Source organism: Burkholderia sp. MSMB1835, from assembly GCF_001526365.1.
Lineage (GTDB): Bacteria > Pseudomonadota > Gammaproteobacteria > Burkholderiales > Burkholderiaceae > Burkholderia.
Genome location: NZ_LOYP01000009.1, coordinates 92,820 through 119,810 on the forward strand (window position 1 = coordinate 92,820; position 26,991 = coordinate 119,810).

Annotated in this window: 16 protein-coding genes; 12 read left to right on the forward strand and 4 right to left on the reverse strand. The window is 59.5% G+C overall.

All coding sequences use genetic code 11. The features are described from left to right. The first annotated feature begins 179 nt into the window (after positions 1-179). Positions 180-614, forward strand: coding sequence for a transcriptional regulator (locus WS96_RS05110; RefSeq protein ID WP_006489946.1), 435 nt, complete (start codon positions 180-182; stop codon positions 612-614). Between the two features lie 117 nt (positions 615-731). Here WS96_RS05110 and yidC read toward each other — a convergent pair whose 3' ends face one another. The 4 genes from yidC to rpmH form a co-directional block, all read right to left on the reverse strand. Further along, positions 732-2,393, reverse strand: a complete 1,662-nt coding sequence (gene yidC, locus WS96_RS05115) for a membrane protein insertase YidC (protein WP_059831050.1) — start codon at positions 2,391-2,393, stop codon at positions 732-734. Between the two features lie 8 nt (positions 2,394-2,401). Further along, the gene (gene yidD, locus WS96_RS05120) at positions 2,402-2,668 is read right to left on the reverse strand and encodes a membrane protein insertion efficiency factor YidD (RefSeq protein ID WP_006489939.1); all 267 of its coding nucleotides are present in this window, start codon (positions 2,666-2,668) and stop codon (positions 2,402-2,404) included. Positions 2,669-2,743: 75 nt separating this feature from the next. Further along, complete coding sequence (gene rnpA, locus WS96_RS05125; protein WP_059780725.1) at positions 2,744-3,205, reverse strand: ribonuclease P protein component; 462 nt, start codon at positions 3,203-3,205, stop codon at positions 2,744-2,746. A 15-nt stretch (positions 3,206-3,220) separates the two neighbouring features. Then, a complete protein-coding gene (gene rpmH, locus WS96_RS05130) occupies positions 3,221-3,355 on the reverse strand; it encodes a 50S ribosomal protein L34 (RefSeq protein WP_004198824.1) in 135 nt (44 codons plus the stop codon). A gap of 421 nt (positions 3,356-3,776) precedes the next feature. Between rpmH and dnaA the strand changes: the two genes are divergently transcribed. The 11 genes from dnaA (at position 3,777) to mads8 (ending at position 26,984) form a co-directional block, all read left to right on the forward strand. Next, positions 3,777-5,345 (forward strand): chromosomal replication initiator protein DnaA, encoded by a 1,569-nt coding sequence (gene dnaA / locus WS96_RS05135; protein WP_059831052.1) that lies wholly within the window; start codon positions 3,777-3,779, stop codon positions 5,343-5,345. A 169-nt stretch (positions 5,346-5,514) separates the two neighbouring features. Next, complete coding sequence (gene dnaN, locus WS96_RS05140; protein ID WP_006490996.1) at positions 5,515-6,621, forward strand: DNA polymerase III subunit beta; 1,107 nt, start codon at positions 5,515-5,517, stop codon at positions 6,619-6,621. Between the two features lie 193 nt (positions 6,622-6,814). Beyond that, positions 6,815-9,289 (forward strand): DNA topoisomerase (ATP-hydrolyzing) subunit B, encoded by a 2,475-nt coding sequence (gene gyrB, locus WS96_RS05145; RefSeq protein ID WP_059831054.1) that lies wholly within the window; start codon positions 6,815-6,817, stop codon positions 9,287-9,289. Between the two features lie 667 nt (positions 9,290-9,956). Then, positions 9,957-10,172: a methylation-associated defense system helix-turn-helix domain-containing protein MAD1 gene (mads1, locus tag WS96_RS05150; RefSeq protein ID WP_059831056.1), complete on the forward strand. Its 216-nt coding sequence runs from the start codon at positions 9,957-9,959 to the stop codon at positions 10,170-10,172. Between the two features lie 25 nt (positions 10,173-10,197). Continuing rightward, positions 10,198-12,204 (forward strand): methylation-associated defense system DNA methyltransferase MAD2, encoded by a 2,007-nt coding sequence (mads2, locus tag WS96_RS05155; RefSeq protein ID WP_059831057.1) that lies wholly within the window; start codon positions 10,198-10,200, stop codon positions 12,202-12,204. Continuing rightward, positions 12,201-13,559 (forward strand): methylation-associated defense system AAA family ATPase MAD3, encoded by a 1,359-nt coding sequence (gene mads3, locus WS96_RS05160; RefSeq protein ID WP_059831059.1) that lies wholly within the window; start codon positions 12,201-12,203, stop codon positions 13,557-13,559. Before mads2 ends, mads3 begins: the two co-directional genes overlap by 4 nt. Continuing rightward, positions 13,556-14,206 (forward strand): methylation-associated defense system protein MAD4, encoded by a 651-nt coding sequence (mads4, locus tag WS96_RS33545; protein WP_441294146.1) that lies wholly within the window; start codon positions 13,556-13,558, stop codon positions 14,204-14,206. Before mads3 ends, mads4 begins: the two co-directional genes overlap by 4 nt. After that, positions 14,203-15,615, forward strand: a complete 1,413-nt coding sequence (gene mads5 / locus WS96_RS33550; RefSeq protein WP_156443579.1) for a methylation-associated defense system restriction endonuclease subunit S MAD5 — start codon at positions 14,203-14,205, stop codon at positions 15,613-15,615. The genes mads4 and mads5 overlap by 4 nt, the downstream gene beginning before the upstream one ends. Before the next feature lies 1 nt (position 15,616). Further along, a complete protein-coding gene (mads6, locus tag WS96_RS05175) occupies positions 15,617-19,786 on the forward strand; it encodes a methylation-associated defense system protein kinase MAD6 (protein ID WP_059831064.1) in 4,170 nt (1,389 codons plus the stop codon). Beyond that, positions 19,786-21,459, forward strand: a complete 1,674-nt coding sequence (gene mads7 / locus WS96_RS05180) for a methylation-associated defense system protein MAD7 (RefSeq protein ID WP_059831065.1) — start codon at positions 19,786-19,788, stop codon at positions 21,457-21,459. Before mads6 ends, mads7 begins: the two co-directional genes overlap by 1 nt. Continuing rightward, positions 21,456-26,984, forward strand: coding sequence for a methylation-associated defense system ATP-binding protein MAD8 (gene mads8 / locus WS96_RS05185; protein ID WP_156443580.1), 5,529 nt, complete (start codon positions 21,456-21,458; stop codon positions 26,982-26,984). The genes mads7 and mads8 overlap by 4 nt, the downstream gene beginning before the upstream one ends. Positions 26,985-26,991 lie beyond the last annotated feature (7 nt).

The following is a 26,991-nucleotide window of genomic DNA, read 5'->3' on the forward strand; positions in this document are numbered from 1 at the left end:
TATTAGTCCGGCATCATCACACACCGGCCATTTCGGACGAGTATGCGTGCCGGAGGGGCTCGGCACTGCGTCCCTCAATTTCACCGCCCATCCTGATCAAGGCCGGGATTCGTCCGAACGAGATACGTTTATCTCATATGGTTGTCTGAGACGCGGCGATGGAATTGCACAATCTCCCCATGCCGACATCCGAAGAAAAAGCCGCGTTCTCGGAACGCCTGAAATTTGCCCTGCGGCGCAGCCCGGAGAAGGTCACGGGCGCGACGGAGCTGGCGAACCGATTCAATCTGCGCCACCGCGGAACGCATCCCGTTTCTCCGCAAACCGCGCATAAATGGTTGACGGGCCGCACGATCCCGACGTCGGACAAACTCGAAACGCTTGCCGAATGGTTGCGCGTCGAAGTGCACTGGCTGCATTACGGGCCGTCGCCGAGCGTGATCGAACATCCGACGCCGCAACCGCTGCCGCGCGACGAACGCTATCCGCCGACGCCCGAGACGATCGAACTCGCATCGAAGATCGAGGCGCTATCTCCGCACCAGCGCTACCTCGTTCAGGAACTGGTCGAGCAGTTCTACGGCGATCCGAAACTTGAAGCGAAGAAAGCCTGAGCGGCAGCGACCGCACGCGCCGCCGTCGCCGGGAAACAAAAAGCCGCATGGTCACGAACCATGCGGCTTTTTTTGCGAGCATCGCGGGCGGCTGGCCGCCCGCGAATGCAACGGGCGTCAGGCCGGCTTCTTCTTGACGCCGCCGAGCTTGCGCGTGATGTAGTACTGCTGCGCGATCGACAGCACGTTGTTGACGACGTAGTACAGCACCAGGCCCGCGGGGAAGAAGAAGAACATCACCGAGAACGCGATCGGCATGAACTTCATCATCTTCGCCTGGACCGGGTCCGGCGGCGTCGGGTTCAGGCTCGTCTGCACGAACATCGACACGGCCATCAGCACCGGCAGGATGAAGAACGGATCGCGCTGCGACAGGTCGTGAATCCACAGAATCCACGGCGCGCCGCGCATTTCGACCGAGGCGAGCAGCACCCAGTACAGCGAAATGAACACCGGGATCTGGATCACGACCGGCAGGCAGCCGCCGAACGGATTGACCTTCTCGGTCTTGTACAGCTCCATCAGCGCGGCGTTCATCTTCTGCGGATCGCTCTTGAAGCGTTCGCGCAGCGCCTGCATGCGCGGCGTGATTTCCTTCATGCGCGCCATCGACTTGTAGCTCGCCGCCGACAGCGGGAAGAACACGGCCTTGATCAGCACCGTCAGCAGCACGATCGCCCAGCCCCAGTTGCCGACGTAGCCGTGGATCTTCTCGAGCAGCCAGAACAGCGGCTTCGCGATGATCGTCACCCAGCCGTAATCCTTCACGAGCTCCAGGCCGGGCGCGATGCCTTCGAGCATGCGCTCTTCTTCCGGACCGGCGAACAGGCGCGCCTGCACGTCGGCCGACTGGCCCGGCGCGATCGCGGCGACCGGTTGCTTCACGCCGACACGGTACAGCGCCGGATCGATCTTTTCGGCGTAGATGTCGCGCTTCGCGCCCTGCTGCGGAATCCAGGCCGACGCGAAGTAGTGCTGCACCATCGCGACCCAGCCGTTGTCCGCGGACTTCTCGAAGTTCGCCTTGTTCTTGTCGAGGTCGCTGAAGTCGATCTTCTGGAAGTGCTTCGCGTCCGTATAGACCGCCGGCCCGAGGAACGTATGCGAGAACATCGGCGTTTCGACGGCCGTGTTGTCGCGCACCAGTTCCATGTAGACCGTCGGCGTGACGGGCGCCGTGCCGACGTTGTCGATCTTGGTGTCGACGCCGATCACGTAGCTGCCGCGCGTGAACGTGTAGGTCTTCACGACCTTCACGCCGCCCTTCACCGGCGATTCGAACGACAGCTTCAGCGTGTTCTGATCGCCCGTCAGCGACGTCGGGCCCGCATCGACCTGCGTGTAGACGTCGTTGTGGTTCGGGAAATCGCCGCCGAGCAGGCCCGTGCGTGCGAGATACGTGTGGCCGGCCGTGTGGTCGAACAGCGTGATGTACAGGTCGGGCTGCTTGCCGTCGCCCTGCTTCTTCAGCGTCAGCTTCGCGAGCGTGCCGCCGCGCGTGTCGATTTCGCCGTCGTACACGTCGGTCGAGAATTTCACGAGCTGCGCCTGCGCGGCCGGGGCCGTCGTCGACGGCGCGGCGCCGGCTGCGGCGGCCGGCACGTCACCTGCGTTCGTCGTCGCGCCCGTGCCCGATGCGCCGCCGGCGGCGGCCGGGGCCGTGTGCGTGGCGCTCGGGAAGAACATCGACGGGCGTCCATGGTCCCGCTGCCAGTTGTCGTACAGCATGACAGCTGACATGAAGAAGATCACCCATAGGACGGTGCGTTTGATATCCATGCGTTGTCTCAGAGTCGATGGGACCGCGCGTCGGCTTCGCCGCGAGCGCGAGTGTCGGAGTTGGGCGGCGGGACGAGGTCGATGCCGCCCGCGGAAAACGGATGGCATCGGCACACGCGCCTGACGGCGAGATACGTGCCGCGCGCGGCGCCATGATACTGGATTGCCTCGCGCGCGTAATCCGAACAGGAAGGATAAAAACGGCAACGGTTGCCGAGCATCGGGCTCACGGCAACCTTGTAGAAGCGCAGTAACGCGATCAATACCGTTTTCATACCTTGGGCGGCGCCGTACGACGCCGCGTCAAAACCGGCCGGGCGGGCGCGAGCGCCGCACCGGGCACGGATGCGTCACTCGGACGCGGGCTTCGACGCACGGCGGGCGATTTCCCGGGCCGCCCTGTCGAGCAGCTCGCGGATCTCCGCCGCGCACATCGCCGCGAGCGGGGCGGAAGCCGCGCTCGGCAGCGCTTTCTTGTCGAAGCGCGTGTGCTGCCGCAGCAGCAGGTCGTAACCGGCGAATTCGGCCCGGCGCAAGCGAAACGCATCGCGCGCCAGCCGCTTCACGAGATTACGGGTGACCGCTCGCGGCGCATACTTCTTGCCGATGACGAGCCCCAGACGTGCGGGCTGGCCGGTCGGCTTGCCGTAAATCACGAAGTGCGCGGAGCGCCGCCAGGGGCGCAAACGAAAAACGGATGAAAATTCATCCGTTTTCAGAAGTCGCGCAGTTTTCGGAAAGGCGGCTTTCGTCTGCGACGGATTCGCACCCGGCTCGACGGCACCTTCCGCAGGACTGCGGACGGCGGACACAGCGCGCAACCTGCCTTAGATGGCGAGGCGCTTGCGGCCCTTCGCGCGGCGAGCGTTGATGACCTTGCGGCCACCTGCCGTCTTCATGCGGACACGGAAGCCATGGGTGCGCTTGCGGCGCGTCACGGACGGTTGGTAAGTACGTTTCATGATGTTCTCACTTGTTCGAGAATGTCGAAATTCAGGGGACCGCGTGCCCTTAACCGGAGGCATTCGGGCGAACGCAATCGCCGGGAATACAGGATTGGTTTTCGCGGAACCCGCTATTTAAACCGTTTTTCTCTTGACGGTCAATACTTTAGGAGTCGTCCGCCTGTGCCGGCCCGCTCCGATCCGGCCCCGCGACCCACAATCGGAGCCTGTGGATAAGTCCCGCTGTGGCCGCGTTTGGCGTTAGAATCTCGCCTTATCTCCAAGAATCCCGCACGCCGCTTCGGCGCCCGCCTGCCCCTCCAGGACTGTGACGCAGGCGTCCGAGGCACGCTCGCACGACCGCTTCGGGCCTTGTTGCGCAACCGCGACAAGGGCGCCGGCGAGCCGCGCTGTGCATGCAAAAAACGACAGCTACTTGATGAACGATTTCTGGCAACACTGTTCCGCACTGCTGGAGCGCGAGCTGACGCCCCAGCAGTACGTGACGTGGATCAAACCCTTGGCCCCGGTGGCCTTCGATGCGTCGGCGAACACGCTGTCCATCGCCGCGCCGAACCGCTTCAAGCTGGACTGGGTCAAGAGCCAGTTTTCGGGCCGTATCTCCGATCTGGCCCGAGAATTCTGGAACACGCCGATCGAAGTCCAGTTCGTCCTCGATCCGAAGGCCGGCATGCGCAGCGCGCCCGCGGGCGCCGCCCCGCGTGCGCCGCTGGCTCCGAGCGGCCCTGCCGCGACGGTCGCCGCGATCGCCGCCAACCTGACCGCGCATGCCGCCGCGGCGCCCAGCGCGCCGGCCGACGTACCGATGACACCGTCCGCGGCCGCCGCGCACCACCTGAACGCCGACGACGCCGACATCGATCTGCCGAGCCTGCCCGCGCACGAAGCGGCGGCCGGCCGCCGCACGTGGCGTCCGGGCCCGGGCGCCGCGCCCGCGAACGGCGGCGAAGCCGATTCGATGTACGAACGTTCGAAGCTGAACCCCGTGCTCACGTTCGACAACTTCGTGACCGGTAAAGCGAACCAGCTCGCGCGCGCCGCCGCGATCCAGGTCGCGGACAACCCCGGCATCTCGTACAACCCGCTGTTCCTGTACGGCGGCGTCGGCCTCGGCAAGACCCACTTGATCCATGCGATCGGCAACCAGCTGCTGCTCGACAAGGCCGGCGCGCGGATCCGCTACATCCACGCGGAACAATACGTGTCCGACGTGGTGAAGGCGTACCAGCGCAAGGCGTTCGACGATTTCAAGCGCTACTACCACTCGCTCGACCTGCTGCTGATCGACGATATCCAGTTCTTCTCCGGCAAGTCGCGCACGCAAGAGGAATTCTTCTACGCGTTCGAGGCGCTCGTCGCGAACAAGGCGCAGGTGATCATCACCAGCGACACGTATCCGAAGGAAATCTCGGGCATCGACGACCGCCTGATCTCGCGCTTCGACTCGGGCCTCACCGTCGCGATCGAGCCGCCCGAGCTCGAGATGCGCGTCGCGATCCTGATGCGCAAGGCGCAGTCCGAAGGCGTGAACCTGTCGGAAGACGTCGCGTTCTTCGTCGCGAAGCACCTGCGCTCGAACGTGCGCGAACTCGAAGGCGCGCTGCGCAAGATCCTCGCGTATTCGAAGTTCCACGGCCGAGAGATCTCGATCGAGCTGACCAAGGAAGCGCTGAAGGACCTGCTGACCGTGCAGAACCGGCAGATTTCGGTCGAGAACATCCAGAAGACCGTCGCCGACTTCTACAACATCAAGGTCGCGGACATGTACTCGAAGAAGCGCCCCGCGAACATCGCGCGGCCGCGGCAGATTGCGATGTATCTCGCGAAGGAACTCACGCAGAAGAGCCTGCCGGAGATCGGCGAGCTGTTCGGCGGGCGCGATCACACCACCGTGCTGCACGCGGTGCGCAAGATCGCCGACGAGCGCAGCAAGGACGCGCAGCTCAACCACGAGCTGCACGTGCTGGAACAGACACTGAAGGGCTGAACGGGCCGGCGCGCTTGATAATTCGGCCTCCGCCCCAATTTAAGGGGGGCGGTTCGGTTTTGAGGCACAATACTGGTTTGACCGCCCCGGTGGTGGCGGGCCAAGAGCCCGGCCGGCGGGGCGCTGCGAGGCTGCTGCGCTGCGGGCCGTTACTCAACGAAGGAACTCTATGCAACTGGTCAAGACCGAACGAGACACCCTCCTCAGGCCGCTGCAAACGGTCAGCGGCATCGTCGAACGCCGCCATACGTTGCCGATCCTCGCCAACCTGCTGATCACCAAGAACGGCCCGGACGTTTCATTCCTGTCGACCGACCTGGAGCTGCAGATCACCACGCGCGCCGATTTCGGCGTCGGCGGCGACCAGATCGCGACCACCGTCGCGGCCCGCAAGCTGCTCGACATCCTGCGCGCGATGCCTGACGGCCAGGTCACGCTGTCGCTCGCCGACAAGCGCCTCACCGTTCAATCGGGCAAGAGCCGTTTCGCACTGCAGACGCTGGCGGCCGACGAGTTCCCGACCGTCGCGCAGGCGAAGGATTTCGGCGCCACGCTGACCGTCCCGCAGAAGTCGTTCCGCCAGCTGCTCGGCATGGTGCACTTCGCGATGGCGCAGCAGGACATCCGCTACTACCTGAACGGCATGCTGCTCGTCGTCGACGGCGACCAGCTGATGGCCGTGGCCACCGACGGCCACCGCCTCGCGTTCTCGTCGATGAAGCTCGAAGGCGGCACGTTCGGCCGCCAGGAAGTCATCGTGCCGCGCAAGACGATTCTCGAGCTGCAGCGCCTGCTCGAGGACATCGACGACACCGTCACCATCGACATCGCGCAAACCCAGGCCAAGTTCACGTTCGGCCAGGTCGAGCTCGTGTCGAAACTCGTCGAGGGCAAGTTCCCCGACTTCCAGCGCGTGATCCCGAAGGCGCACAAGAACACGTTCGAGATCGGCCGCGAAGAACTGCAGCGTTCGCTGCAGCGCGCGGCGATCCTGACCTCGGACAAGTTCAAGGGCGTGCGCTGCATCATCGCGCCGGGCCAGTTGAAGATCATGTCGACCAACGCCGATCAGGAAGAGGCGCAGGAAGAACTCGAAATCGCTTATCAGGGCGATACCGTCGACATCGGCTTCAACGTCACGTATCTGCTCGACGTGCTCGCGAACCTGAAGGTCGACACCGTGCAGGTGAGCCTCGGCGACGCCAGCTCGAGCGCGCTGATCACCGTGCCCGAGAACGACGAGTTCAAGTATGTCGTGATGCCGATGCGCATCTGACGCGCTCGACATCGCGACACACACCAGGGGGCGGCAAGCCCCTTTGGCGTTTTTATGGCGAACCGACAACCCGCCCTTTTAGTGCCTTTTCGGCACTTCGGGCGGGCCAGGAAACTGGAGCGGCCCGGCGATTTCTCTCGCTGAAACGCACCGCGCCGCCACCTGAGTGGCCTCGCAGAACCGGAAGATATCCATGAGTGAACAGCACAATTCGCAACCCGATAACAGCAGCTACGGCGCTTCGTCGATCCAGATCCTCGAGGGGCTGGAAGCGGTGCGCAAGCGCCCCGGGATGTACATCGGCGACACGTCGGACGGCACCGGTCTGCACCACCTCGTGTTCGAGGTGCTCGACAACTCGATCGACGAAGCGTTGGCCGGGTACTGCAACGACATCCACGTGACGATTCACGCCGACAACTCGATTTCCGTGACCGACAACGGCCGCGGGATTCCGACCGACGTGAAGATGAACGACAAGCACGAGCCGAAGCGCAGCGCCGCCGAGATCGTGATGACCGAGCTGCACGCCGGCGGCAAGTTCGACCAGAACAGCTACAAGGTGTCGGGCGGCCTGCACGGCGTGGGCGTGTCGTGCGTGAACGCGCTGTCGAGCTGGCTGCGCCTCACCGTGCGCCGCGACGGCAAGAAGCGCTTCATGGAGTTCCACCGCGGCGTCGCGCAGGATCGCGTGATCGAGGTGGTGGACGGCGTGGAAGTGTCGCCGATGCTCGTGACCGGCGACACCGAGAACCGCGGCACCGAAGTGCACTTCATGGCCGATCCGACCATTTTCGGCACGGTCGAGTATCACTACGACATCCTCGCGAAGCGGATGCGCGAGCTTTCGTTCCTGAACAACGGCGTGCGGATTCGCCTCACCGACCTGCGTTCGGGCAAGGAAGACGATTTCGCGTTCGCCGGCGGTGTGAAGGGCTTCGTCGAGTTCATCAACAAGACCAAGAGCACGCTGCACCCGACGGTGTTCTTCGCCAACGGCGAGAAGGACGGCGTGGGCGTCGAAGTCGCGATGCAGTGGAACGACAGCTACAACGAAAACGTGCTGTGCTTCACGAACAACATTCCGCAGCGCGACGGCGGCACGCACCTGACCGGCCTGCGGGCCGCGATGACGCGCGTCATCAACAAGTACATCACCGACAACGAAATCGCGAAGAAGGCGAAGGTCGAGACGACCGGCGACGACATGCGCGAAGGGCTGTCGTGCGTGCTGTCCGTGAAGGTGCCGGAGCCGAAGTTCAGCTCGCAGACGAAGGACAAGCTGGTTTCTTCCGAGGTTCGTGCGCCGGTTGAAGAGGTTGTGGCGAAGGCGCTGGAAGAATTCCTTTTGGAAACGCCGATCGACGCGAAGATCATCTGCGGGAAGATTGTTGAAGCTGCTCGGGCGCGGGATGCAGCGCGGAAGGCACGCGAGATGACGCGCCGTAAGGGCGTGCTCGATGGCGTTGGCCTGCCGGGCAAGCTCGCGGACTGCCAAGAGAAAGACCCGGCGAAGTGCGAAATCTACATCGTCGAGGGTGACTCGGCAGGTGGCTCGGCGAAGCAAGGGCGTGATCGCAAGTTCCAGGCCATTCTGCCGCTGCGCGGCAAGGTGCTGAACGTCGAGAAGGCACGCTACGACAAGCTGCTGTCGTCGGAGCAGATCGTTACGCTCGTGACGGCGCTTGGCTGTGGCATCGGCAAGGAAGACTACAACCTCGAGAAGCTGCGCTATCACCGCATCATCATCATGACCGACGCGGACGTCGACGGTGCACACATCCGGACGCTGCTGCTCACGTTCCTGTATCGCCAGATGCCGGACATGATCGAACGCGGGTACGTGTATATCGCGCAGCCGCCGCTTTACAAGATCAAGGCGGGTAAGGATGAGCGGTATCTGAAGGACGACGTGGAGCTCAACGCGCACATGCTGCGGTTGGCGCTGCAAGGGTCGGAGCTGGTGCCGGGCGAGAATGCGGCGGCGATTTCTGGGGATGCGCTTGGGGAGCTGGCACGGTCGTATCTGCTGTCGCAGAGCGTGATCGAGCGGTTGAGCCGGTTGTATGACCCGGCCGCGCTGGAAGCCGTTATGGATGGGGTGGTGATCGATCTCTCCAGTGAAGCTTCGACCGAGGCTTCGGCTAAGGCGCTGCACGCGGCGTTGCATGACGACGCATTGAAGAACGAAGTGCGAGTCGTGCCTTCGTATGACGCTGTTCGCGAACAGCGGGCGCTGCATGTCGAGCGGACGCATCACGGTAATGTGCGCGTTTCGGTCATCGATCAGGAATTCCAGCACACGGCGGATTATCAGCAGCTCGTGACCACCGCGAATACGTTCAAGGGGCTTATTGGGGAAGGGGCGGTCATCAAGCGTGGGGAACGCAGCATGGCCGTGGCGGACTTCAAGAGCGCGATGAAGTGGCTGCTGGCGGATGCTGAGCGCAACGTCTCCAAACAACGCTATAAGGGGCTCGGCGAGATGAACCCCGAGCAGCTGTGGGAAACGACGATGGATCCGGCAGTGCGGCGTCTGCTGCGTGTGCAGATCGAAGACGCGATTGCGGCCGATGGGATCTTTACTACCCTCATGGGGGATGATGTCGAGCCGCGGCGGGCGTTTATCGAGTCGAATGCGTTGCGGGCGGGGAATATTGATGTCTAATACTGCCTGTTGTCGAACGTCATGATTAATGGAAAAAGTGCCAGGAATAGTGAAAATTGAATGCACAATTAGTGAAAATTTTCCGATGACGTTCGGTATCTACCACTCATCTCTTCGGGTTCGAGCTTTTTAGGGGTGTGCGTGCCGCCACTACTTTGGATCTCAAACTTGCATAGGTAGGTCGGGAGTTCGATCCTCTTTCGCTCCACCAACAGACCATACAAGCAATTCCCAAGAAATCCGGGGACCCCGCGTAGCGTAAGGCTCGCGGGGTTTTTTGTATCCATTCGGTTCTGTGGATTTTGTTGATAGCCGTGGGACCATTTCGGAGCACAGTTGGGGGAAATCCACCCAGCTGACCTTCTGCCCCAAATTCATATTCCCACGCTACGAAAGGCATCTTATGCCCCCTTACCGAACTGGAAGTTCGCCGGTCGGCTTCGCGGAAAAAGTGCCGGATCTCGGACGATCGCGAAAAACCTATCCGCCGAGCCCCAGTAGTCGTCACAGCGACACGCTTCAGCAGCATTCCAGTTCCGAATCCGTGGTTCCTGACCTGATTTGTCCGGGCCAAACACGCCCAAACCCTACTAAAATGGACTCAACCGCCGTACACTTACCGCATTTGCCGTCGTTTCGGCGGTATACCACTGTTTGGATTCGTGCTATGGACGACCGCTGGCTCTCCGTCGAGGAAATCGCCGAGTACCTCGGCGTGGCCAAGGACACCATCTACTCCTGGGTGACCGGTAAGGGTATGCCCGGGCACAAGGTCGGTCGATTCTGGAAATTCAAGAGGGAAGATGTCGACGCTTGGGTGCGTGAAGGCGGAGCTGCATCCAGCAGTGACAATTTTGATGACAAGGGGCAACGCCATGATTAATCAACGCCCCATACAGGACAACGACATGAACGACCTTGAGCAAGACGCCCAAGCGCCTGACGGCGCGCTCGAAGAGGGCAAGGTCTTCGACTACATCACCGGCAATCCCGTCAAGGACAGTGACAAAGAAAGGGTCCGTCAGCGCATCGCCCGCGCCATCATCCATGAATACGGTATCGCTGCCGAAGACATGGAGCCGGATTTCAAGATCAAGGTGTCTGGCAAGAATCGCAAGCTTGATATCGCCATCTTCAAGCACGGCACCGAACACACGGTAGACAACCTGTACCGCGCCGTCGTGGTCGAGAAAGAACCGAAGCTTGGCACTAAGGGCGCCTATCGAATGCGCGACCCGAAGGAGGCTGCTAACGACTTCGAGGTCCTCGAAACGGTCATGGCAGAGGTCAAGGGTTGCGAGTATGGCCTTTGGACTAATGGCCTCGAGTTCTTCTTTTTCAAGAAAGAGGTCACCCGCTTCGACACCAAGTTCAAGCCCATTGGCGATTGGCCCCTGGGCGACGACAGCTTCAGCGTTGAAGGGCGTTCGCTTGGTCGACTGCGCCGCGCCGAAGTGGACATGCTTCGAACAGCTTTTCGCCGGTGCCACAATTACATTCACGGCAATGAAGGCATGCCCAAGGACGCTGCCTTCTGGCAGTTCCTCTATCTCATCTTCTGCAAGATGTACGACGAGCAGCAGCCCAACGAGAGTCGTGCATTCTGGGCCGGCGCTTTCGAGCCTTTCGACCCAGCGGGGCAAAAACAGATTCGCAAGCGTATTGAGCCATTGTTCGCGCAGGTCAAGCGCAAATACAGTGAGCTCTTCAAGGGCAACGAAGAAATCTCGCTCTCTGATCGGGCATTGGCCTTCATTGTCTCCGAGCTGTCGCGTTACGACTTCGGCCGTACCGATGTCGACGCCAAGGGCGCCGCGTACCAAGAAATTGTCGGTACCAACCTGCGCGGCGATCGTGGTCAGTATTTCACTCCGCGCGGAGCCATCCGACTCGTGGTGCAGATGTTGGCTCCAAAAGAGCATGAGAAGATATTGGACTCGTCATGTGGCACCGGTGGATTCTTGGTCGAAACTCTGAATTATCTGAACAAGATTTTCCACGACGAGAAGCATGTAAAGGCGGGCGAAGAAGACACCGAGGAATTTCTCTCGCTACGAGATCGCCTGGCCAACTATGCCGCTAATAAGCTTTTCGGTGCAGATTTTGATCCTTTCTTGGTCCGCGCGGCGCAGATGAACGTGATGATGGCCGGAAACTCGCTCGGCCACCTATATCACATGAACTCGCTCGAGTTCCCAAGCGGCGACTTGCCTGGCGTAAAGGCAGCCAATGAGCACCTTAAGCTTGGCAGTGTCGATGTGATCATGACCAACCCGCCCTTCGGGTCGGATATTCCCATCACCGAACCCACCATCCTGCAGCAATACGAGTTGGCTCGCCGCTGGGAGCGACAGGGCGATGGCTTTGTGATGACGAACGCCGTGAAGACTGCTGTTTCACCCGAGGTGCTATTCATCGAACGCTGCGTCCAGTGGCTCAAGCCCGGTGGCCGCATGGGTATCGTGCTGCCGGACGGCATTCTCGGCAACCCTGGTGATGAGTACATCCGCTACTGGATTCTTCGCCACTGCTGGGTGCTCGCCACCATTGATCTGCCAGTGGAATCCTTCATCGTCGAAGCCAATGTCAACATCTTGACTAGCTTGCTCTTCCTCAAGAAGAAGCCCACATCGGTCATCCAGGCTGAGGACCTGGGGCAGAAGAAGGACTACCCCGTCTTCATGGCAGTGGCCGAGAAGGTGGGCTTCGACCGCCGTGGCAACATGCTCTACAAGCGCCACCCCGACGGTGAAGAAATTCTGCAAGACGTCGTTATGGAAGAAAAGGTCCGCATCGGTGGCAGCCTGCAAACGCGGCTACTCCGTCGCAAGGAACGTATTCTTGACGACGACCTGCCGGAGATTGCTAGAGCCTACGCCGAGTTCCGCGCCAAGAACCCGGAGCCTGGCCAATGATCACGCGACTCGAAGCGACCCGCTACCGCTGCTTTGAACGCCTAGGTATCGACGTCGGCGATTTCCGCGTGCTCGTTGGCGCCAATGGCTCTGGCAAGACCACGCTGTTGGACCTGCCAGGCTTGTTTGGTGACATGCTGGACGCCAAGAATGTGGCCGAGGCCTTCATGAGCCGCAAGAAGGATCGCGTGGACCTGCCGCCACGTGCCGCAAGCTTGAACGAATTGGTCTTTGCCGGTCGAGGCAATGATTTTTCCTTGGCCGTGGAGGCACGCCTGCCGCAAGCAGTACAAGCTAAGGTACTGGAGGGCATCTACACCCGACTTCGCACCGAAAAATCGCGCCAGGCTTTCCGGGAAGACCAACGCCGCTGGCCCACCCACATTCGCTACGAGCTGGGCTTGCGCGTCTCGGACGAGCATGAGTTGCAGGTCGTCAATGAATATCTGTTCGTATTCCCCGAGTCGCAAACGCCCGATCGTCAGCGCGCTGGCTACCACGGTGTATATGCAGAGCAGAACAAACACTGGCGACTGATCCTCAAGCGTGAGTTCGGATACGAGGCCGAATTCACGCCTGAGGTACCCCAAGGCACATCCAAGCCGCGCATCTCCAAGGTGGGCCTCACGCACACCTTGCTAGCCATGCCGCGCGTCCTATTCGAATCCGAGCACGAGTACCCGGCCGCGCGCTGGTTGCTTGGGCTGCTCACAACGAACACTGTGTTTCTCGAGCCCAACTGGGCGACCATGCGCCTTGCCAGCCCACCGGGGCAACCCAAAACCATCACGCCCGATGGACGCAACACGCCCTGGTTAGCCTTGGAGCTCAAGCGCCAAGGCGCCCTAGCAGGTGCGCCAGCCGACTATCGCAGCGAGCGCTACGCCGACTGGCTGGCCCATGTTCAAACAGCTCTGCCGCAAGTGGAATACATCGACGTGCGCGAGCGCGAAGACGACCACCATAGCTATTTCGTTGTGCGCTATCGCGGCGGCTACGAGGTGCCGTCTTCCGGTCTGTCGGACGGCACCTTGCGCATACTTACGCTCACGATTTTGCCCTACTTAAGCAAGCAGCCCGCCATCCTGGTCACCGAAGAGCCGGAGAATGGCATCCATCCACGCGCAATTGAAGCAGTATTGCAATCGCTCTCGTCGATGTACGACAGCCAAGTCTGGGTGTCGTCACATTCGCCGGTGGTACTCGCACGCGCCAAGCTCGACCAATTGCTGTGCGCGAGGCTTTCCAGCGAAGGTGGCGTGAAGATGGTGCCGGGCACCGAACATCCACGTCTGCAAGAGTGGCGTGGTGGCATCGATCTGGGCAGCCTTTTTGCAGCGGGGGTGCTCGGATGACGCGTCCCTGCGTGATATTAGTGGCCGACAGCAACATGGCCGCTGCCTTTAAAGGTTACTTCGGCCGTGCCCAATGGCACCTCAGCCTGGGCTGCGCCCCCTTTGATTTCAATACCGAAATAGGCGGCGACTTAATCGTAGATGAAGGCGGTAATGACCCTGGTGTCTACACCAAGGGCCACGAGCTTTTGCGCCCCTACCAACGCAGCCATGAGCGTGCGCTCGTGGTGCTGGACAGCGAATGGGAGGGCTCGCCAGGTAAACAGTCCATCGAACAACATATCACCGCCAATCTCGTGACCAGTGGCTGGGCTATTGACAAGGTCAAGGTGATCTCCATCGAGCCCGAACTCGAAAACTGGCTCTGGCAAGACAAACCGCAGGTCGCCGAGGTACTCAAGTACCGCGGACACCCTCCCCTGCGTCAATGGCTGGAGCAGAATGGCTGGTGGCCACAAGACGCCGCAAAACCACCGCGTCCCAAGGAGGCCGCCGAATGGGTGCTGAAGCAGACCCGACAGCCGCGTTCCTCGTCAATTTACCAACAGCTTGCTGCGCGCATAGGCATTGCAGGCTGCACTGATATGGCCTTCACCGCCATGCATACACAGCTTCAAACCTGGTTTCCGAACGGAGGCCAAGTATGACCGCGCTCATATTCAAGAATGCACGAGTCGTGAGGTCAAGCTGGCTGGAAGAGGACGGACGGCGGCTGGATTGCAATCCGTACATGTCGGGCGCGCTGGAGGCACGAGATGCCTTGCAGCGCTTGTCCGTGCCGAAGGAAAAGCTAAGCGAAGTCACGGATCGCATCTTTCATGCTGGCCGGGAAGGACGACTTTGGGTTGATGATCCGAAGTACGGCGTCCCTTTTCTCGGTAGTTCAGACATCCTTGCTGCCGACATTTCCACACTGCCGCTGATTGCCAAAAGACAGGTCGAGCGAAATCCGCTATTCACTCTTGGCGAACATTGGACGCTGATTACACGCTCGGGAACGATTGGGCGTATGGCCTACGTGCGTCCCGATATGGCAGGTATGGCGTGCTCGGAGCATGTACTTCGAGTCGTTCCCGATCCCGCCCGCATTCCACCCGGCTTTCTGTATGCATTCCTATCAAGCCGCTACGGTGTACCTTTGGTTGTTTCGGGTACCTATGGCGCAATCATTCAGCACATTGAGCCTGGGCACATCTCAGACATTGAGATTCCACGTTTCGGACCTCTGCTTGAGATGGAAATAGATGGTGCGATTCAGAGATCTGCCGAACTTCGATCGGAGTTTCAGAAAGGCATCGATCTCGCAACGCAGCAACTGCTAAAGTATGCAGGCGTTGAAGATTGCCCACCACATAAATGGAACAAGCTCCCGAGCGATGCAGGCTTTGTCGAGGCAAAGATTTCAGTAGCGCGCACGATGCGAGCGGCCAACTATTCACCACGGGTCAAAGGACTGCTAGGACAAATTGTCAAAGCGGGCTCTATTCCACTGGGCCAAATATGTGAAGGCGGCCAACTAAGCACGGGTGCCAGATTTAAGCGTATCGATTGTGAACCAAGCGAAGGCGTGCGTCTTGTTGGCCAGAAGCAAGGTTTCTGGATGCAGCCGGAAGGGCGTTGGATTACACCACGTTACGCGCCAGCAGGAATTTTCGCAGAGGACGAGTCCGTACTTATTGCGTCGAGCGGAACCCTGGGTGACAACGAAGTCTATTGCAGGCCAATTCTTGTTACGGGGCGTTGGCTTGAATTTGCATACACGCAGCATTTCCTGAGGGTTGTGTCGGGCGACCCGAGTTTCTCTGGCGCGTTCCTCTTTGCTTACCTGCGAAGCGAAATCGCATTTCGCGCGCTTCGCTCGATGAGCACAGGGAGCAAGCAACAAGAAATCCATGGAGAGCTTGTGGCCAAGCTACCAGTCCCCGTTCTCACGGACACGCAGCGCAGTGAGATTGAGATGCTTGTGCGAAGTGCTTTCAGCGCCAGGGACAAGGCAGACACGCTTGAAGCTGACGCATTGCGCAAGCTGGAAGAAAAGATCGCAGGAGAAAGCTGACATGGCCAAAGTGATTCCCGTAGGCCAACCGGTCAACGACGCCGAACGCGCCGCAATCGCACACCTGCGGGATCGCTTACCCGACAGCTATACCCTGCTGCACAATTTCGAAATCGAACGCCAGGGTGAGTGCTTCGAAATCGACCTCGCGCTGCTGACTCCACATGCAGTGTATCTGATCGATGTGAAGGGCACGCGCGGCGCGATCGATGTTTACGGCAGCAAGTGGTACCCAGAGGCGCGCGCGCCATACCCTTCGCCTGTGGCCAAACTGCGCAGTCATGCGCGCACAGTCAAGGGCTTGATTACCCAGGCCCACCCCGGCAGGCGCGAACTGGATGAGGTGTTCGTAGAGGCCGCCGTCCTCCTCACTGCGCCGGACGCCTACCTGAACGACCGCGACGAACGAGACGAGCACTATGTGGTTCGTCTCAAGGACACCGAGCGCTACTTCAAAGATGCTACGCGGGTTCCCGCGCGCTTCTCTAAGAACATCTTGGCCCATCAAGGCTTAATCTTGCATGCACTGAAAGTGGCGAAGCCTGTACCGGGCATTCCACGCTTCGGCCACTGGCAAGTTACGGACAAACTGGGTGCGAGCGACTTCTTCACCGAATACCGGGCTGAGAATGTGTTCGTTGGCGGCACCGCGAGGCTTCGCGTGTACCAAGCCGATCCTTACCAGCCGGAAGACGTCCGGAAGGTGCAGGTCAACCGCATTGCGAACGCCTACAAGGCGCTATCCAGCCTACCGCTGCACCCCAACATCGTGGCGGCACGCGACTTCTTCCCGATGGAGGACGACAAGTCCTTCGTATTGATCCTGGACGACGCACCTGGCCAAGCCCTGATGGTGCACTTGGCTCGCCCGCAACTGGCGCTGACACTAGACCAGAAATGGCGGGTGGCTAAAGATCTGCTGGGTGCGCTCTCTCACGCTCATGGACACGGGGTGGTCCATCGCAATTTGACACCGGGGGCGATCCTCATTGGCCAGGACGGCACCACGCGGCTGACGGATTTTGACTTTGCCAAAACCAGCATGGAGCGCAGCCTGACGATTGCCGAGGACATCACTGATTTGGTGGAAAAGGCATATGTAGCGCCGGAGGCTTTCCGGGAGCCAGGTGCCGCAACGCCGGCGTCCGATGTGTTCTCTGCCGGTGTAATCCTCTACGAACTGTTCACGGGCGAAAAACCCTTTGCTGGCGAGCCCACCACTGTGTGGGACCGCGCCGGCGAGTTCCTGTACAAGCCCTCCAGCTTGCGACCTGAATTCAACGCTGGCGTAGACAACTGGTTGCAAGAGCTCTGCGCCTTTGATGCCGCGCAGCGCCTCAGCGCTGTCGCCGCTACGACTAGGTTACATGCGTTGCTGCAGCATCCGCAACCTGCTCCAGAGTCGGAATCCCCGGTCTCTGAACTGCCAACATCGGCGGCCCCAAAAGATGATGGCGTCGACTACCCGAACTTGCCCTCCGGCTATATGCTGACGCACAAGTTCATCGTCGAAAAGAAGCTGGGACGTGGCAGCTTTGGCGTGGTCTACAAGGTGATCGATACTCTTGGCGATGTAGCGCGCACTGTAAAGTTAATCATCAGCGACCGGCACTCCACGTTGGATCGGCTGAAGAAGGAATACCGCCACTTGGTGCAGATTCCGGAACACCCGCATGTAGTACGCGTGCTGGACGCCGACGTGATCCCCGGCCGCGGCATCCCCTTCCTTGTGTTCGAGTACGTGGAGGGTGCGGACGTAAGCGACATGATCCACGATCGCCTACTCTCGCCAGAAGACGCATTGGAGCTGGCCAAACAGGTGGTCGACGGCTTGGTCCACTTACACGGTAACGGCTTTCACCACTGTGACATCAAGCCACGCAATCTACTATGGACGCAGAAGGGCGCTAAGATCATTGACTTCAATGTCTCGGTGCGGGCAGATGATAAAGAGTCGCGCGGCGGCGGATCGCGCCGCTACCTGCCACCGGACTTTGACCCAGAGGTGATTCCGCACAACGGCGAGCGAGCCGACCGTGATCTGTATGCACTTGGCCTGACCCTCTACGAAGCACTGACGGGGCGATATCCCTGGGACACTAGCGAGCCGCCGGTCAATAAATTGGCACCCGACCCGCGTGAACTGTCGGGCTTTGCCGACTTGGCGCCGGAGCTGGTCAACGTGGTACTGAAGGCGATTGCCCCACGTCGGTCTGAGCGTTTTCATTCAGCGCAGGAGCTGAAGGATACGCTCGCGGAAGTGCGCCAAGCCCGCCGCACCCAGAGTGTGAGTGTTTCAGCAGTGGCGCAGGCGGTGAGCACTGGCATATCGGCGCTGTCTCAATCCACACCCAACAGCAATGCTTTCGTCTCGCACCTCCTGACACTCTATAGCCAAAGCCGCCGCAGCAACGCGGGTACTCGAGGCATCGACGCTTTGGGTTTCTCAGCCTATGTGGAAACCGCGCTCGATCGGCAGCTGCTGCCGGCCGTGCTGGGCTGCGAGTTCCGTCTGGTGCTTATCTCTGGCAACGCTGGCGACGGTAAGACGGCCTTTCTGCAGAGACTGGAAAAGGAGGTGGAGGCACGCGGGGGCGAGGTCGATCGTAGCTTGCACAATGGCAGCTCATTGCAACTGGCTGGCCACCGCTACCTGATCAACTACGACGGCAGCCAAGACGAGGGCAGCAAAGACAACAACATCGTACTGAGTGAGTTTCTGGCACCGTTCAAGGGTGCAGACGCTGCTGACTGGAGGCCGATCGAGACGCGGCTGATCGCTATTAACGAGGGCCGACTGGTGGACTTCCTGTCCACTCATGAGCACGACTTCCCAGCCTTGACCGCCTTGGTACGCCGAGCATTCACCACCGGCGAATCCAAGTCGGGCGTGGCGCTTGTCAACCTTAATCTGCGAAGCGTGGTCGCACCTGCTGAAGGAGGATCGATTTTGGAGCGGACTGTGCAGGCCATGGTTCGCCCCGAATACTGGGTCGCCTGCGAAAGCTGTGATCTCAAGGACCGTTGTTACGCGCTGCACAACACGCGTAGTTTCCAGGACGAAACCGCCGCGCCGCGCTTGCTGGAGAGACTGAAGACACTGTTTACGATGGTTCATTTACGCGGGCGCTTGCACATCACCATGCGCGACCTCCGTTCGGCACTCTCGTTCATGCTAATTGGCAACCGCGACTGTGCTGAGATACATGCCTTGTACGCCGCAGGCAAGCATGCAGACGTTGCCCGCAGTTACTACTTCAACAGCTGGATGGGGGGTGACCAGCCGAATGCGGATCGCCTGATCAACCAGTTACGGGAGCTGGATGTGGGTCGTTTAGAGGATTCGCGCTTTGACCGAGGATTGGATTTCGTGCAGCCGGATGACCGAGCTCTGTTTCGCTTCGAGCGACGCGGCGCCTACGACTTCGACGTGCTAAAGCGCCTGTTTGATGAATTGCCGCGAAGTGTGTCGGAATCAACTGTGCTCCAGCGCGCGACGAAGCATCGCGACTACGTGGCCATGGCACGACGCAAACACTTCTTCGAGCGGCGGGACAGTGGCTGGGAGCGCATGCTGCCGTACCGCTCAGCTAAGCGCATGGTGGATGTAGTGCGTGATCAGGCCACGATCGATGGGATGACACTGGAACTGCTGCACGCGATCAACCGGGGAGAGGGTTTACAACGGCCCGAGCGTCTGGGGGGAAGTTTGGCGCTGCAGTTGCGTCAGGTAGAGCACGGTACGGTGCGAAGCTACCGACTATTTCCGCTCGATGGCTTTACCTTGCGTGTGCAGGATTTTGCTGCGCATGCCCGGTTCGTGGAGCACCTGCCGACCGGCTTAAGCTTGCAGTTCACGCCACCGGGTACGGGCGCGATGACCAGTGAATTGCTCATCAATCTCGATGTGTTCGAGATGCTTACGCGCCTGAATGAAGGCTACCGACCCAGTGTAGAAGAGATGCAGGGCTTCTACCTGTGCCTTGGGGTGTTCAAGAACAGCCTGAATGCCCAGCCCTATCGCGAGATTTTGCTGACGACAACGGGCCATGACTTCTACCGCCTGGCCCGCCACGACGATGGCAAAATCGAGCTGCGCTTGTTGCAGGCGGTGATCGAGGGTGTCGGCACAAAGGACGTACAGCGATCAGCGAAAGCGGGAGGAACGTGATGGCCCTGCAGAAGAAGGACAGAGAGTTTCGTCTGCCCAAAATCAGCTATCTCGACTTCAAGACCGTCGAGATGGACCGTGTGCTCACGGGCCTGTTTGAGCGTCTTGAGCACAACGGCTTTCCCAGTGTGTTCCGCGACAAGCGCGAATTGACGGTCGACAAGTTCGTCGACGATATCCTGGATGCAAACGAGAAGTTTCTCGGTTTTGCCCATCATCGTGAGATCGTCGAACGTTGGGTCGAGACTCACTTGATGGACATCGTCAACCGCGGCCGGAAGAACGCCGCAGTGGCAGGACCACGCCCGCTGCACGGCTACACCTATCGCTTCCGCAATCCAAAGCACTCCCGCGACTATGGGGCCTCACAGCACTTGTACCAGATGCTGTACCACGCTCGGCATCAGTCGGGGCAACATGCCATCGAGCATCTCAAGGCTTTCTTTTTTGACGGTTTCGACACGGTGACGAGGGACCTGAACGAGTCTGCGCTGACGGACATCGAAACGGCCACGCTGCTGCACTTTCTGTCCCAACGCAAGGACACGGCCGACACCCGGGCTGGAGGTGACCGCTTTGCGCCAGTCTGCATTGGCTCAGCCGACCTGATGGCCGAGGACATTCAGCGGCTGCTACTTTACAAGCAGTTCATGCCTCGGGCGGTGATGGTGGAATACTTGAAGGTTCTGCTCTCCTTCCACCTTGCCCTGTATCATTTGCGCTTGCTCAAGCTGTTGCCGGCCTGGCAGAAACTGCAAGGAGCCAACAGCCTGTGCGCTGAGAGCGCGTGCCCCATGAAGCCACGAGAGGGAAGCGCGCCTCAAGGGGATTGCCCATACACCTTAGGTCTATTCGTCGATTTGACCGGTAATGCTGACACGCCAACAGCCTCACTCGCTGAGCGTAGCGCAGACGGTTACTACCGTCGGATTCCGTCCTTCCTGCGAGCCTATTTCGCGGCGAAGAAGTTGGACGAGTTCTCCGAGCACCTGGTGCGTCGAGGTAAGGTTGTGCGACCACTTAAGGCTGTGTTCTCGGTCGGCGAGCTGTTTGGCCTACAATCGGCGCCCTTTATGGATGAGCGCGAGAAGTTTTTTGGTGAACGTCTGGCGGGTTTGCTGGAATCGCTGGACGACGGCGAGGCCGGCCTGCCGCAAGAGGTGGAAGCCATTACTAAGATGGGACTCTCGGACTTCGAGACGTACGTCGAGGTGCTGGTCAACTTGCGGGGTGCCTTTCACCGGAAGTACATCGTCGAGTCGCTCGACTCAACAATGCTAAAGAACCGGCAGGGGGCACTGCTCGCGCAGACGCGGGCCCGCAATGCCCCACGCCGCTTCACGCTTGACAGCCGTTTGCTCGAAGTGCTGCTGCAGATTGCCGTGCTACGGCCAGGTGGTGACTGGGGCTATCACACCAGAGAGATGCGAATTGATGACTTGCTGACTTTCCTGCGAGAACGGTATGGTCTGTACATCGATCAACTTCCGCCTGGTGAGGGATTTGTATCGCCATCGATCGAAGAGCGCAAGGCACTGAGGAGCAACGCCCATGCATTCACGAGCCGGCTGCGCGAGATTGGCTTCTATCGTGATCTTTCTGACGCTTATGTAACGCAGACCATAGTACCGAGGTACTCGATCGCTCAACAACAAGAAGGAGAGCGCGTATGAGTCAGGGGCTGCGCGAAATCACCCCATCTGATTGGTATGCCGCGCTGGAGGCGGTGTTGATACCTAGGCTTGTGGGAGCACTTAGTGGAAAAGAAGCTGGCCATTGCATGCGCGTGACCGATCTGGACCGCGATTTGATGGTGCGCCTGGCCGGCTCCTTACGGGCAGCTGTGCCGACGGCGACGGTGGTCCTGCTTGCGGACGATGAACTTCGAGCCGAAGCGCCATCTTTGGCGGTTAGCAGTACGAAGTTGGTAGAACTGCGCAATCCACTACCCAATGATGAACTTCGCCCCCCGCTTCTCGTTTTCGTGCCCAACGATCTCCGGACAGCGGCGGAAGACTCGTTTGGTGTGGCGACCTTCGAAGAGGTGTCGATCGACGGCACATACCGTGAACTAATTTCCCGACTGACGGCGGAGGTCCCCGTGGAGCTGAGGCCCGCCGTCGAAGCAGTCCTGCATGAACTCGAGCGTACGGAAAATCGTTGGCACTTTGTTGACGCCCCGTCTGTCGCGCGCTTTTTATTGACCTGCAAACTCAACGGTCATGAGCGCGATGCCATGGGCGCCGCGCTGTGCGAGCTGTCCCTGGTGCCAGACTTTGAACTGTTTACTCAATCCGAGCGGGCGCCAGCTCGGGCCGCACGCAATCTTGAGTGTGTCGAGAAGATCACATGGTCAACGCGGTCGGAGCGGGCACGTGCGCTGGAGTTGGGCTTGCTTGATCCTGCGTTTTGCAAGCAGCTTGGCGAGTTTTTTGCGCGCGTAGGTGTGTCCGACCCGCGTGATTGGTGTTTGCAGATTGTTCGCGACCGAGCTAACTGGCCGCTCGCATTTAACCGGTGGTTGTTCGAAGACGGGGGCATTAACCCTGACGCAGTGTTCATCGGCGACGTGATCCTGCCTGATCTGCCGACCGTGGCTAATGATGCCGACGATCCACGACTGGCGGAGCTGATTGGACATCGCGTCCTACCCGTCTCGAAGACGGGTTTGAAGAAATTCGGGGTGTCTTTCCGTGTGGAGCCTGTGCCTGCCAAGATCGAGGGCCTCTCTCGATTTGTGGCGGAGGTGATCTCGAAGGACAACGGACCAACCGGGCTGCGGCGGCGCAAGGCGGCATGGGCCAAGGCGACTGATACTGGAACGATTTCGTTTAACTCGATTGGTAAGGTTGACTGGGAAGAAGGCTGGCACTTCGTTCGGGTGTATGGCGAGACAGATGAGGGCGAGCGAATCCCAATGCTCGATGCAGAGGGCAACATCTTGCACCCGATATCGGACGCCGCCGAGATGCAGCCTAATGAGAGCGACCTGTTTTATGTTCTAACCGAACAGGACATGGAGATCGAACCGCCTCAGCGCGCCGTGCCACGCGATGCGAGTTTGATGCATGCATGGTTTCGCGCCAAGTTCTCGGCGATTTCGCAAGAACGTGATCCAGCCGCCGTTTCAATCACGGGCAGCTCTTGGATAGAACGCGGTAACAAAGCTGTATCGGCTGCCAGTGAAACGCTTGAAGTTCGCTTAGGCAAGGAAGGCAAGGCTCATGTGTTCATATCCAGCACACTGGCCGACCTGGAGCGTGCCTTTCTGCACGACCCTGAGGGCACAAATCGATTGCGGCTCGAGGTGACGGCATCAGGCGTACGAACGCGCTTCGCGCAGTCGTTCGCTTGGTCAAACTCGGATGAAGCAACAAGGTTTCGGATAGCTCGTTCTGCGTACTTCGCCGCAGTTGTGAAAGGCGATGAACGGCTTATCACGCAAGCGACCAACTTCCTTGAGCTGCAGGATGTGGCGCAGAACTACGTCGCCGCCTATCTGGCATGGATTGATACGCTGTTGCGACGTGCTGATGCTGCTGATTCGGCCATGGTCCGAGCTGCCATGGAGGAGCTTCGTTGCGCATTGACGATGGATACAGTGTCTGTCGTGCTGGACGACTACCAAGGCCGGCGTCGTGACGCTCTGCTATTGGGACCTACACACCCACTGCGCACCAATTGGCATACTGCCTGGGGTAGACTCGGGCAGCTATGGTTGGAACAAAGTCTAGCCAGCGGGAAAGAGTTTGTTGTACCCACACGCGACGCAATTCTCAAGCACCTTATCCCAGCGGCGTTTCCGCCTGTATTGCCATTCGGAGAAGAGTTGGGGCGTATCGCGCTGACCGTCGACAACCTAAATCCGTTTTGGTCCTTGTATGCTGCTGCCGACGAGAGAGACCCGAGAGGACTGATCGGCGAGGTGTGCACAGCGCTGGGTATTTCCGAGCCAGCGGTTGGAGGCGCAGCCATCGACAGCGCTTATCTGGCCGCACGTGTCCTGCGCTACTTGGTCCAACACCCGTATGTGAGGACGCTCACCATCAATGCCTTCAACACTGGGCGGGCCGCGGCGCTGGCTGAAGTCTTGTTGGCCCTGCAAAGCCATTCGGAGTTTGCTGACCTACGCTATGACGTGCGGCTTTTTGTAGTTGACCCGGCAGCGCCAGCAATCGGTGAGGCACTGCTGGAGCTGTTGACACCTGATTCCGGTACCAGTGTCAAGGAGGCGGACGCATTCTCCACGCCGACCGAAAGCCATCTACACCCTAAATTGCGCCTGGCCATTCGCTCGATCAAGGAGTTCCGCGACAGCCCGGATTCGCATACGGCACATCTAACGTTCTTGTTCGATTTGTTCCCAGCTGAGGAGATTCGGGCTATCGACGTTCGCGATACCGATGATGCGTCGCTCGTGCATGGCTTGGTACAACCGTTTGCAGTCGAATACTTGGAGGATGAGCAAGCCATCACCTGGCTGCGCAGACCGCTGCACGGCGCTCCCAAGGCGATCGATGGTGCGGAGTCTTTGTCAGACCTGCTTGGGAGTACGGCCCGGTCCCTCTCGGTAGCGTTGGCGACGGTCGCGCGCAGTCAGTATCTGCCGCATGCCCGCCCGGTCGTAGCACTCAGCCTTTCGGCCGACGAGCGGGCAATGCTGCACCAGGTGCATGAAGTGAGTGACTGGGTACTGACTATTGACCGGAACTTGGGAATCGAGTTCTTCGATCATCGCCGTCATCCCACGCGACCAGACTACTTAATCGATCACTCGCCTGATATGGCGAATGCCATGAGTCACCGATTGGCCATTACTTCGCGTTCGGTGGCAGAACTCGAGTCGTTACTGGCACCTATCCTGGCTGACTACGGTTTGCCAAGTACCGGCAAGCACGCTGTGGTAATGCTTGATCAGTTGCGCTCGCTGTCGGGGCGCTTAGCGCTGAAACTCTTGTCGTCCACGTCTCAGCGTGCCGAGGCAATGGGGCTCGCTTTGTCACGTCTGTTCTTGGAGCATCAAGGCGTTTTTCAAAGCCAAATCGTTGTGCCCCTGGACGCACACTTGGAACTATATTCGCCTCTTCGGCAAAACGCCGCAGAGCTGGGTGACGAAGTCAACTTCCGTAGAACTGATCTGGCGCTCTTCGATCTCGATCCAATGGCACGGACGGTGACGTGCCGTCTTGTGGAGGTGAAGTGTTACAGCCAGGTTGGAGACCTGTCTGCCTATGAGCAACTGAAAGCTTTGATCGCCGAGCAAATTATCCAAACCGAACGGGTCATCTCACATCATTTCGACCCGAAGCTGCACGAGCCGGACCGGCCTGACCGGGCGATCAAGAATCGCGATCTTGCAGCATTGCTTGGCTTCTATCTCGACCGGTCCGAAAGATATGGAATCGTCTTACCGGAAGCGGCGGAGGAAGCTCGCTACTTCCTGCGGCGCCTGGACGAGCGCACCTACACCTTACGTTTTACGCGCAGCGCGGTAGTCTTTGACTTCAGTAAGACTGGAACGGAACCCGCGGAACTCGAGAACGGCATTGAGTATTACCGCATCGGCAGTGATTTGATCCGACAACTGGTGGAGTCGGCGATTGTCGAAAGCGAGTCTGTCGCATCGTTTTCAGCGGAAGTCCGCGGCGATCCGGTCGAAGAGCTGCTTAGGCGCAGGAGCCTGGCGCCTGCCGTTCCAACTTACGACACCGCGGCCTTTCTAAGCCCGGTGCGTGATCGGACCCTGGCTTTGGACGACGCATCGCGATCGACTTACCAGCATGCGCCACAGCCAACAAATGCCCAAGTCGTGCAAGAGCAGGCGCCGGGCGTCGCAACGTCGGCACAACAGGCTGATCAACAGGAATCCGTACCAGTTGAGAGGATCGAGACGCCGTCACTTGTCCCTGTCGAGCTTGTACACAACGTACCTACCAGCGATGTGGCCAGTCACAGCGATGAACGCTTACTGACTCCTCCCGCCCCATTGGGTGACGCCGTCTACGACATCATGCTCGGAGCGACCGGGGCGACGCCGCAGTATGGCCTGTTGGGTGAGGTCTCCGGCAGAAGAGTTGCTTTAGACTTAAACCAGACCCACACGATCAGCCTGTTTGGTGTTCAAGGCGGCGGGAAGAGCTATACGCTGGGAACAGTGGCCGAAATGGCATCGCTGCAGATTCCGGGGATCAACAAACTCCCCGAGCCTTTGGCTACAGTCATCTTCCACTACAGCCCGACTATGGACTACAAGCCTGAGTTCACGTCGATGGTAAGAGCCAACAGCGTTGAAGATCAGGTGCGATCGCTAAAAGAAGTGTATGGAGCCGAACCCAAAGCACTTGCCGATGTAGTGATGCTGGTACCGGCAGACAAAATCGACGAGCGGCGCGCGGAATATCCAGGCATCGTAGTTCTACCGATGCAGTTTGCTTCGTCGGAATTGAAAGCGTCGCACTGGAAGTTTCTGATGGGGGCGGTAGGCAATCAGGCCACCTATATCCGCCAGATTATGCGCATCATGAAATCAATGCGCGACGACATCAGCTTAGATGGGTTGCGGGTCGGTATCGATGCCTCCTCCGTGCCGGATCATTTGAAAGAGCTCGCACGAATGCGGCTCGACTTGGCCGCTGACTACATCAACGATTCCGCTTCGCTGACTGAAGTAGTCAAGCCCGGACGCTTGATCATCGTGGACCTTCGCGATGAGTTCATTGAGAAAGATGAGGCTCTTGGACTCTTCGTTGTGTTGCTTCAGCTGTTTGCTGATGCTCAGATCGATGGGCGCAGCTTCAATAAGCTTGTGGTGTTCGACGAGGCTCACAAGTACATCGAAAGCCCGGACCTGGTTGCCGGGCTGATCGAGGTAGTTCGGGAGATGCGGCACAAAGGCGTAAACATCATGGTAGCCAGCCAAGACCCTCCGTCCGTGCCGGTAAGTTTGATCGAGCTTTCTAGCCAGATCATCATGCACAAGTTCAACTCGCCCGCCTGGCTTAAGCACATCCAGAAAGCCAATGCTGCCCTCGGCAATCTAACGCCAGAGCGTATGTCTCAGCTTAAGGCTGGAGAAGCTTACATCTGGTCGAGCAAGGCGACAGACGAGTCCTTCTCAAAGGGGGCTGTTAAGCTGAAATGTCGGCCGCGAGTAACGCAACATGGTGGTGCAACGAGGGTTGCGGTCAAGGAGCAGTAAGAAATCC